This is a genomic window from Xanthomonas hortorum (assembly GCF_011305375.1).
GTDB classification, from domain to species: domain Bacteria; phylum Pseudomonadota; class Gammaproteobacteria; order Xanthomonadales; family Xanthomonadaceae; genus Xanthomonas; species Xanthomonas hortorum_E.
In genome coordinates this window covers 30,070-40,153 of the sequence record NZ_VCME01000012.1, presented here as the reverse complement: position 1 = coordinate 40,153, position 10,084 = coordinate 30,070, and the positions used below count along the sequence as shown (strand labels likewise).

At 61.9% G+C, this 10,084-nt stretch carries 4 protein-coding genes, 3 tRNA genes and 1 pseudogene; 3 read left to right on the top strand and 5 right to left on the bottom strand.

The features are described from left to right. Together FFY45_RS22165 and FFY45_RS22160 are read right to left on the bottom strand one after the other, a co-directional pair. Positions 1-1,119 (bottom strand): AMP-binding protein (locus FFY45_RS22165; RefSeq protein ID WP_343204101.1); only part of this gene is annotated, 1,119 nt, incomplete at its 3' end. Beyond that, positions 1,093-4,425: pseudogene (locus tag FFY45_RS22160) on the bottom strand (amino acid adenylation domain-containing protein); the annotation flags it as partial. The gene FFY45_RS22165 and the pseudogene FFY45_RS22160, both read right to left, overlap by 27 nt. 1,555 nt (positions 4,426-5,980) lie before the next feature. Here FFY45_RS22160 and FFY45_RS12800 point away from each other — a divergent pair. Next, positions 5,981-6,054 (top strand) — tRNA-Cys (locus tag FFY45_RS12800). Between the two features lie 126 nt (positions 6,055-6,180). Next, a tRNA-Gly gene (locus tag FFY45_RS12795) sits at positions 6,181-6,256 on the top strand. Between the two features lie 127 nt (positions 6,257-6,383). Here FFY45_RS12795 and FFY45_RS12790 read toward each other — a convergent pair. Together FFY45_RS12790 and FFY45_RS12785 are read right to left on the bottom strand one after the other, a co-directional pair. Next, a complete protein-coding gene (locus FFY45_RS12790; RefSeq protein WP_255171954.1) occupies positions 6,384-7,205 on the bottom strand; it encodes a 4'-phosphopantetheinyl transferase family protein in 822 nt (273 codons plus the stop codon). 109 nt (positions 7,206-7,314) lie between these two features. Continuing rightward, a tRNA-Leu gene (locus tag FFY45_RS12785) sits at positions 7,315-7,398 on the bottom strand. A 143-nt stretch (positions 7,399-7,541) separates the two neighbouring features. Here FFY45_RS12785 and FFY45_RS12780 point away from each other — a divergent pair. Next, the gene (locus FFY45_RS12780) at positions 7,542-8,834 is read left to right on the top strand and encodes a nucleotide sugar dehydrogenase (protein ID WP_176340724.1); all 1,293 of its coding nucleotides are present in this window, start codon (positions 7,542-7,544) and stop codon (positions 8,832-8,834) included. On the opposite strand, the gene FFY45_RS12775 is transcribed toward FFY45_RS12780, so the two are convergent. After that, the gene (locus tag FFY45_RS12775; RefSeq protein WP_176340723.1) at positions 8,818-10,080 is read right to left on the bottom strand and encodes a TIGR03862 family flavoprotein; all 1,263 of its coding nucleotides are present in this window, start codon (positions 10,078-10,080) and stop codon (positions 8,818-8,820) included. The two genes, FFY45_RS12780 and FFY45_RS12775, sit on opposite strands and share 17 nt — an antisense overlap. Positions 10,081-10,084: the final 4 nt, after the last annotated feature.

The window sequence follows — 10,084 nt, the reverse complement described above, 5'->3', positions numbered from 1 at the left end:
GCCACTGCGCCAGCGTCGGGGAGATCTCGCGTTGCGCAGTGCAATCCCAGAAGCTGACGTCTTGATGGCGGCTTCGGTCGGGCCATAAAGATTGTGCAGTTGCACGCCGGGTAGCTGTCTGCGGAAGCGCTGCACCAGTTGCCCGGGCAAAGCTTCGCCGCTGCAAATTACGCGGGTGAGTCCGCTGCAGTGCTGCGGTGCGTCGGTTGCCAGAAAGGCGTCGAGCATCGAAGGCACAAAGTGCAGCGTTGTCACTGCAGCCTCGGCGATGGTTGCGCCGAGGTAAGCCGGATCCTTGTGCCCATCAGGACGCGCCAGCTGTAAACGCGCGCCACTCAACAGCGGCCAAAACAATTCCCACACCGAGACATCGAAGCTGATCGGCGTTTTTTGCAGCACCACATCGTCTGGGCTGAGCGCATAAGTGTCCTGCATCCACAGCAGCCGATTGACCACGCCGCGATGGGTATTCATCGCGCCCTTGGGCGTGCCGGTGGAGCCGGAGGTGTAGATCACGTAGGCCAGGTGGTCGTGTTCTAGCGCTGGCACGTGCGGGGCGGTGGTGGGCTGGTGGTCCCAGGGCGTATTGGGCTGATCCAGCTGATAAACCGCCAATGTTGTCGGCAGTCCTTTGCAGAGCAGCACGCTGTCCGCTACCTCGGTATCAAGCAGCGAGACGCGGTGCAGCGCGTCGCTAGCCAGTAGCGGGAGGTGTTCGCACGCAGACGCATCGACAAGCACGGCGAGCGGTTGGCTGTCGGCGAGCATGTCGGCCAAACGCTGGGCCGGGTACTCCGGATCCAGCGGCACATAGGCGCCGCCGGCTTTTAAAATCGCGAGCAGCCCGACCACCAACATCGGGCTGCGCTGCGCGCAGATCGCCACGCGTACATCAGGGCCAACGCCGAGTTGGCGCAGATGGTGGGCAAGCTGATTGGCCTGCGCATCCAGCGCGGCATAGTCCAACTGCAGTTGGTCCTGGGCCACCGCGATGGCGTGCGGCGTGCGCTGGACTTGCTGCTCGATCAGCTCATGCAACAACGTGCAGGGATAAACGACAGCAGCCGGCTGGAAGTCGACCAACAACTGCTGGCGTTCGTGCGCATCCAGTAATGCCACGGTGTCCAGTGGCACGGTGCTGTCGGCAGCCATGGCGCGCAGCAAGCTTTGCAGATAGCCAACGATGCGGTTGGCAGTCGCGGCATCGAACACGGCAGTGGCATAACTAAGCGTGCCTTGCACACAGGATTCGGCGAGATTGCCGCTGCGTCGCTGTCCCACTGGCTCGGCACCACTGCGCAACTGCAAGGTGAGATCGAAGCGGGCGGCATTGGCGGGAATCTGCAGCCGTTGCGGATCCAGTGCGGCCCATGGATCGTCCGCGATTTTTGGATGGTTAGCATCTTCACCAGAGACGTGTGAAACCACGCCAGCCGCTGCGTCCTGCTCCCAGGCCAACAACGTCTGCACTAACGGTGTATGCGCACTGCTGCGTACGGGTTGTACGGCCTGCACCACCTGCTCGAACGGCACATCCTGATGCGCCTGCGCATCGAGCACTTGCTGGCGCACCTGCGCCAATAGCGCGGCAGTACTCACGCTTGCGGGGGCATCGAAACGGATCGCCAGCGTGTTGACGAAGAAACCGATCAGCGGCTCCAGCTCGGCGCGCGTGCGCCCGGCAACCGGGATGCCGACCAGCACGCAGTCCTGGCGACATAAACGCGACAACAGCGCGCCCCATGCCGCCAGCACGGTCATGAACACGGTGCAGCCATGGCGGCGCGCCAAAATCTCCAGCGCGTGGCTGAGATCGGCATCGAAGTGGATGGCGACCTCGGCACCGGTGAAATCCTGCTGCGGCGGGCGTGGGCGATCCAGCGGCAGATCGAGCAAGCTGGGCGCGCCTGCAAGCTGACGTTGCCAATAATCGAGTTGCTGCTGCCGGCGCGGCCCTTCCAGCCAATGACGCTGCCAGGCGGCGTAGTCGGGATACTGGATCGGTAGCGGCGGCAGCGGGTCTGGCTGGCCGCGCAGGCAACTTGCATACAGCGCAGACAGCTCATGCAACAACACACCCACCGACCAGCCGTCCGAAGCACTGTGATGCTGGGTGATCAGCAATGCGTGTTCATCGAGTGAGAGCTGCAGCAGACGGAAACGGATCGGTGCATCGCGATCGAGCTGAAACGGCGTGCTGGCCTCATACGCGATCCAGCATCGTAGTTCGGCGTCTGGATCGAAGTGATTGTTGAGTGCGTGATCTTTAAGCAGTTGCTCGTGCAGCACCAAGGCTTGTTCGGGCGGCAGTAGTTCGATATGCACCTGTTCGCCATGAACTCTCTCTGCTTGGACCTGCTCGGCCAGACACGACGTGGGCAGCAGACAAGCGGATAGCGGAGCGTTTGCGATATCGCCGTTTTCTTGCGGCAAGCGGCGTTGCCTGAAGCAACTGCGCAAGGCTTCGTGCCGCGCAACAAGCGCATGCAGCGCCGCCCGCAGCCCACCACGATCCAGCGCACCGCGCAGACGCAGGCCCATCGGCATGATGTAAGTCGCGCTAGGGCCTTCCAGTTGATCCAAGAACCACAGCCGCTGCTGTGCGAAAGACAGCGGCAACGGCTGGTCGCGCGGTAGGTGCGGGATTGCGCCTAGCGCATCGCCAGCACTGCCCTGTAATGCGATCGCCAGTTCACATAACACCGGATGCGCAAACAGCAGCGCCATCGGCACCTGCCGCATCAGTGCGGTCTGCAGCCGGCCACAGACGCGCATGGCCAGTAACGAATGCCCGCCGAGTGCAAAAAAATGATCGTGCCGGCCTACCTGCGGCAACCCAAGTAGCTCGGCCCACACTGTGGCCAGCAGACACTCGTTTGCGCCTTGCGGCGGCACATAGCCGGCTGCCGCGACTGCAGCACGATCCGGCGCCGGCAAGGCACGTCGATCCAGTTTGCCGCTGGAAGTCAGCGGTAACTGCTGTAACCGCACAAATGCCGACGGCAGCATGTGCTCGGGCAGTTTTTGGGCCAGCGCGGCGCGCAAGGTGGCGGGAGCCAGTGCGTCGATATCGCTGCCATTGCTGTCGCTTGGCTGCGGTGTAGCGATGACATATGCCACCAATTGTTTATCAGCCGCACCTTCCTGTCGCGCAACGACCAGCGCGTCGGCCACCCCGGTGCACCTGCGTAACGCCGCCTCGATCTCGCCAGGCTCGATGCGGAAACCACGCACCTTCAGCTGCTGATCGACACGGCCCAGAAAGTCCAGGCTGCCATCCTCGCGCCACCGCGCCAGATCGCCGCTTCGATACAGCCGGCCAGCTGGCAAAAACGGATCTTCTCCAAAACGCTCAGCGGTCAATGACGACTGATTGAGATAACCACGGGCCACACCCGGGCCACCGATGTAGATCTCGCCAGGCACACCGATCGGCACAAGCTCGCGCTGGTCATCCAACAGATAGATCCGCGTACCGGCGATCGGGCGCCCAATCGGTACCGAGGTCACCGCTGCCTTGTCGAAGCGATGACAGCTACTGAAGGTGGTCGCCTCGGTCGGCCCGTACGCGTTGATCAACTGGCAGTGCGGCAAGGCTTGGTTGACACGTTCGACAGCGGCACGCGACAGCACATCCCCGCCAGCCAATAGCTGGCGCAGGCTGTGCAACTGGCTCAGGTGCACAGGATCAAGCAGCTCGAACAGGCCAGCGGTCAGTCATAAGGTGGTCACCCGATGCTGCTGCACCTGTGCACAGATCGCATCCAGATCCAGCACGCCGGGCGGGGCAAGCACCAACTGCGCGCCATTGAGCAACGCCCCCCATAGCTCGAACGTGGACGCATCGAAGGCCAGCGGCGCGGCAAGCAGGAAACGCTGCGAGCCATCGCAATCAACATAGTCGGGCGCACACACCAGGCGCACGACGTTGCGTTGCTCGACCATCACGCCCTTGGGCACGCCGGTGGAGCCGGAGGTATACAGCACGTAGGCCAGATGATGCGGCTGCAGCGCTGGCACGTCGGGTGCGGTGCCAGGCAAATCGCCCCACGTGGGATTGACCTGATCCAGCCGACACACCGGCAACGTATCGGGCAGCGGCAAACGACGCAACGCATCTGCATCGGCGAGCACAGCACATGGACGCGCATCATCCAGCAACGTACTCAAACGCTGTGAAGGCGCATCGGCATCCAGCGGCAGATAGGCGCCTCCGGCCTTGAGGATCGCCAGCAAGCCGATCACCAACGCAGGGCTGCGTGCCGCACTGATCGCAACCAGACAATCCGGGCCAACGCCAAGCGCACACAGATGATGCGCAAGACGATTGGCCTGAAGATCCAGCTCGGCATAACTCAGACGTGTCTCGCCGCACACAAGCGCGGTCGCCTGCGGCGCGCGCGCGGCTTGCTCGACAAACAACATTGCCTTGCCACGTTGCGGAAACCGCGTGTGACTGCAATTGAACATCTGTAACAAGCGACGGCGTTCGCTCGCTGGCAGGAGTGGCAATAACGCTACAGGGCTATGCTGTGCCTCGCCACGTTCAAGAGCCGTTAGCAGACATCTCAGACGTGCACCGACGCGCAAGGCCTGCCGCCGTGTCGAATGCGAGCTATGCAATCCGCAACGAAATCGCTTGCGTAACTGGCAGATCTGCAATTGCAGCTGCGGTGTCGCGGTTGTGCCAACAATCACTCCACTGTCGTTCGTTACACAGATCTCGATCAAACTCGGCCATGCATGTGTAACGTCACCACGTTGCGCCTTTTTCGATTGCGCATCCTCCTGGCCTGCAGTACGGAGTGCACGTTCATCCAATGCGGCGTGCACCTGTTCGCAGATCGCACTACAGGTGTCGTGCACGCGTGGATGCAATGTCAGCTGACGAGTGCGGTCTGAATAGCGCAGCCTGATCTGCAAGGGCACTTGCTCGCAGGTCCGCGCCAGGTAGATCGCCATTGCAGCGAGCAGACGTTCCAGTCGCTCGGCCTCTGCCGACCTTGGCAAGGCCTGCCAGCGTGACCAGACAAATGCACTTGCAGTCTCCTCAGGCGCGCACTGCGCCTGCGAAGTGTCAGGGTGGGGAGGCATCGAGCTGCCTGGCTCGATGGCAGACCGCGATGAAGCAGTGGCGGCGCCGATCAATACTGCTTCGGAGTCAGAAGTCACGTTGAAAACCGCAAAGCACAGCGCTACTGAGGTTGGACACGAGATATCCATCGCAAAACTGCGGAGGTTAGGACGTCCTTGCGTGACGGATGAGTCTCCTTGTGTGCGGCTCACCATAGGCGCGATTCGAGAAGGATTTATTACATTCGCGCGGATTTATTGTTTATCTGGATAATCTAACTATTATCAATTTGCCATTTACTTTGGTTATGAAGTTAATTTAACGAATCACTTCTCCCGATGCTTTTCAAGTCGATGTGAAACGTGTTGCATCATTCGCTTTGTCGTATGGCAAGCGTCTTACCCCATGTGGATCCGGTCGATTTAGGTGTGTGAATTGCGTCGCATAAACTTGCAGGTCGTCTCGGATAGAGCAGGCGCTGTTGACGCAGCGCGCGTCTACTGGCCAAACGACAGGCCGGACATTGGATCCCTTGCAGATGCGCCGTCGTGGGGCTGTTAGGCTGTGGATGAGGAGCAGATGTGTGAGACATCGATCAGCCCTGCGCGCCTGATCCAGTAGGCAGGCTCGATCTCGCAGAGGTGCGCGCTGTCAGACCTGTCGCGTGGACATCGCGTCCGGCGGTTGCAGGCGCCAGCGCACTGTGGCGCGCCCGATCACTCCTCTTGGCGTCTACGCCAAACAAGGCTACAATGGCGTCCGTTCCAGGGCAGGGATGGCGAAAAACCTGTTGCAACACAATAGGTTGGACGCGTGCAACTAGCGTGCAGTTGCTGTCTTGAGACGAACAGGCCCCGTTTGCGGGGCCTTGTTGTTGCAAAGCAAGTGTTGTGGAATGCGATGTTCGGCCTGGTGGTAGAGTGGTTATGCAGCGGACTGCAAATCCGCGTACGCCGGTTCAATTCCGGCCCAGGCCTCCACATCGCACGCTGTTCTAGTCGCATCTAAGTGCCGGTTCGCAAGCGGGTGGCTCCGCAAGAAACAGCGAGCTGGTGGTGTGAAAGGGCTAGCGTAATGATGTGACAAGCTGTACAATTTCGCTCCACGCGGGAATAGCTCAGTTGGTAGAGCGCAACCTTGCCAAGGTTGAGGTCGCGAGTTCGAGTCTCGTTTCCCGCTCCAAATCAGAACGACTGAATTTGACGATTCAGTTGATCACTCAAAAGGGCCTCACGGCCCTTTTTTGTTGCGTCGGATTTGTGCAGGCACTCTGTTCCCGCGTCCGTGGCTCGACGTTCTTCGGCCAGACTCACCAGACTCGATAGGTGATCACCGTCTGCGAATCGACAAAACCGAAACTGATATCGCACAGATGCCCGCTCGGTAGATCCGGGCAGAGCTGCTCGCTGAGCTGAAAACGGACGACTCCCGCAATGGGATCCAGTGCCACCAGGTGCGCACAGGAAAAATCGAAGTAGCGGCCTACTGCGGAAAAACTCGCCTTGAACAGACTCTCCTTGGCAGAGAAGACGATGGTCAGCAACACTTCCAGCGGCACGTGGGTGGACGCGCAGATCGACTGCAGCAACGCCAGCTCCGAGCTGTCCACAACAGTGCTCAACAACGCCTCGCGTGCGTCAGCACCGACCACGTGCTCCAGATCGATGCCGATACCGCGCCATCTGCCAAGTGGTGCAACCGCCGCCGCGGCCAGGCGATTGGTGTGCGAGATGCTGCCGATCACCTGCGCTGGCCATAGCGGTTCACGCGAGCTGCCGGTGGCGATGTCGGGGCATATACCGGCGGCGACCAGTGCCTGATGCTGCAAGGCTTGTTGCGCAGCCAGTCGACCGAAGAAATACTCGGCCTGGCGTTTGCGAACGCTACGCGCAATCGTGTCAGGGCATGCGATGTTGCAGAGACCAAATGCTTCCGGCGAAAACTGCGCAAGTTCGAATGCCAGGATCTGTACGATCAAACTGCCGCCGCCCAGGCAGGGCAGGGCGTACTGCCAACGCGCGTGCAATGCCTCGATCGAATCGATGCCTGGATCGTTCGCTGGAGGCGTGCCTCTGTTCAACAGCACGAACTGCATGCCGTCATCGGGTTGGTCGCCGCGCGTGCTGGACATCATCGACGCCTTCAACTTCGTCCGGCCTACCTGTCCGAGCGACATCTGCCAACGTATTCGTGCCAAGCACGGCTGCGAGCGCGCGACAGATGGAGATGGATGAAGAGTGTGCCCGGGGCGGGAATCGAACCCGCATAGCCTTGCAGCTGAGGGATTTTAAGTCCCTTGCGTCTACCAGTTTCGCCACCCGGGCATTGCGATAGCGTGCCTGATTGCGCGCCGATTGTGAATCTCTGTGCGTATGTCTTGCTGCACTGCCGGCGCCTGTGCGGCCTGCGCTATCCTGCCGCTGTATAGCCGCGCGGAAAACCGCCCGCGCACGATCGAAGGAACCGCATGTCCCGCACCACGCTTCTCGCACCGCTTCAAGCGCGTATCGCCGTCATCGGGCTGGGCTATGTCGGCCTGCCGCTGGCGGTTGCCTTTGGCGAGCAGCGCGACACGCTGGGCTTCGACATCGATGCGCAGCGGGTAGCGCAGTTGCGCGATGGCCACGACGCCACGCTGGAACTGGACGACACCGAACTGGCTGCCGCCACCCGGTTGCGCTACAGCGCGAACGCGGCCGACCTGGCCGCGTGCAGCATCTTCATCGTCACGGTGCCGACGCCGATCGACAGCTTCGAGCAACCCGACCTGGAGCCGCTGCGCAGCGCCACCACCTTGATCGCCGCCGCGCTCAAGCCCGGCGACCTGGTGATCTACGAATCCACCGTGTATCCGGGCACCACCGAAGAAGTCTGCGTGCCATTGCTCGAAGCCGCATCGGGGCTACGTTTTAACGACGATTTTTTCTGCGGCTACAGCCCCGAACGCGTCAATCCGGGCGACCGCCAACGGCGTCTGCGCGATATCCGCAAGATCACCTCCGGCTCCACCGCAGAAGCTGCCGATGCGGTCGACGCGCTGTACACCAGCATCATCACCGCAGGTACCTGGCGCGCGCCGTCGATGCGCGTGGCCGAGGCCGCCAAGGTGGTGGAAAACATCCAGCGCGACGTCAATATCGCGCTGGTCAACGAGCTGGCATTGATCTTCGACAAACTGGGCATCGACACGCTGGATGTGCTGGAAGCGGCCGGAACCAAGTGGAATTTCCTGCCATTCCGGCCCGGGCTGGTCGGCGGCCACTGCATCGGCGTGGATCCTTATTACCTGATGCACAAGTCCGAGAGCGTGGGCTATCACCCGGACCTGATCCACACCGCGCGGCAGGTCAATAACCGTGTCGGCCGGCACGTTGCCGAGCGCGTCTGCGGCATGCTCGCCACGCGCGGCGTGGTGCTCGCGCAGGCGAGGGTGCTGGTGCTGGGCGCAACCTTCAAAGAGAACTGCCCGGATCTGCGCAACAGCCGCGCACTGGAACTGGTGCAGTTGCTGCAAGCTGCTGGCGTGCAGGTCGATACCTGTGACCCCTGGGCCGACCCGGCAGAAGCCCTGCAGCATGCCGGCGTGCAGCTGTGCGAGATTGTGGACGAAGGTGCCTACGACGCGGTGGTGCTGGCGGTGGCGCATGCGCAGTACCGCGACTACGACGCCCAGCGCATCGCCGCGTTGGGCAAACCGGGCGCGGTGATTTACGACGTCAAATCGGTCTGGCCGCGCGAAGCGGTCAACGATCGTCTGTAACGCAGCCGTCTTGCTGCTGCAGCCAGTGCACCGCGCCATGTGCGGCACGTAATCCGCTGGCGAAGCAGGCGGTCAGCAGATAGCCGCCGGTCGGAGCCTCCCAATCGAGCATTTCTCCTGCGCAGAACACGCCAGGTTGTGCGAGCGCCATCAGCCCATCGTTCAGCGCTTCCAGCCGCACGCCGCCGGCCGAACTGATCGCCTCGGCAAGCGGGCGCGGCCTGAGCAAGCGCAACGGTAACTGCTTGAGCGTGCGTGCCACCTGCACAAGATCGTCGCCGGCCTGTTTGCCCAGGTGTTCGTACAGCAGCGCCGCCTTGACGCCATCGATGCCGACCTGTCGGCGTAAATGCTCGCTAAAACTCCGTCCCTTGCGCGGCTTGTCCAGTTCGGCGCTCACGCGCTCAAGGGAACGTCCCGGAACCAGATCCAGGCCAAGTTCGGCCACGCCTTGCGCATCGATCTGCTCTCGCAAGTCTGCAGCCACCGCATAAATCAGGCTGCCTTCGATTCCGGTGGCGGTGGCCACGCATTCGCCCTGCAGTGCGTGTTGCACACCATGGCGATCTTTCCAGTGCGCCACCACCGGCTTGAGCGGCGCACCGGCATGCCGCTGCACAAAGTGCGCGCTCCAGTCGATGTCGAAGCCGCAATTGGCCGGCACCAAGGGCGCAACCGCGATGCCGCGTTGTTGCAGCGGCGCTTGCCACAGACCATCCGAGCCAAGCTGCGGCCAACTGCCGCCACCGAGCGCCAACACCACCGCGTCTGCGACACGCTCGATGTCACCGGTTGGTGTGTCGAAGCGCAGTGCACTGTCCTCGCTCCAACCAAGCCAGCGATGCTGCACATGAAAGTCCACGCCTTGTTCCTTGAGTCGACGCACCCAGCCACGCAACAACGGCGCCGCCTTGCGATCCATCGGAAACACACGCCCGGAGCTGCCGACATAGGTGTCCACACCCAACCCGCGCGCCCAATCGCGTAGCGCGTCCGCATCGAAGTCCCGCAACCAGGCCGCCACCGGTTCGGCACGCTCGCGATAACGCTGCGCAAACAGCGGCATCGGATCCGAATGGGTGAGATTCAAACCGCCCTTGCCGGCAATCAAAAACTTGCGCCCGACAGAACCCTTCGCCTCGTAAAGGTCCACCGCAAGGCCGGCCGCACACGCCACTTCTGCGGCCATCAAGCCGGCCGGCCCGCCGCCGATCACTGCCAGTCGCCGCTTGCTCACATCCGTCATTGCT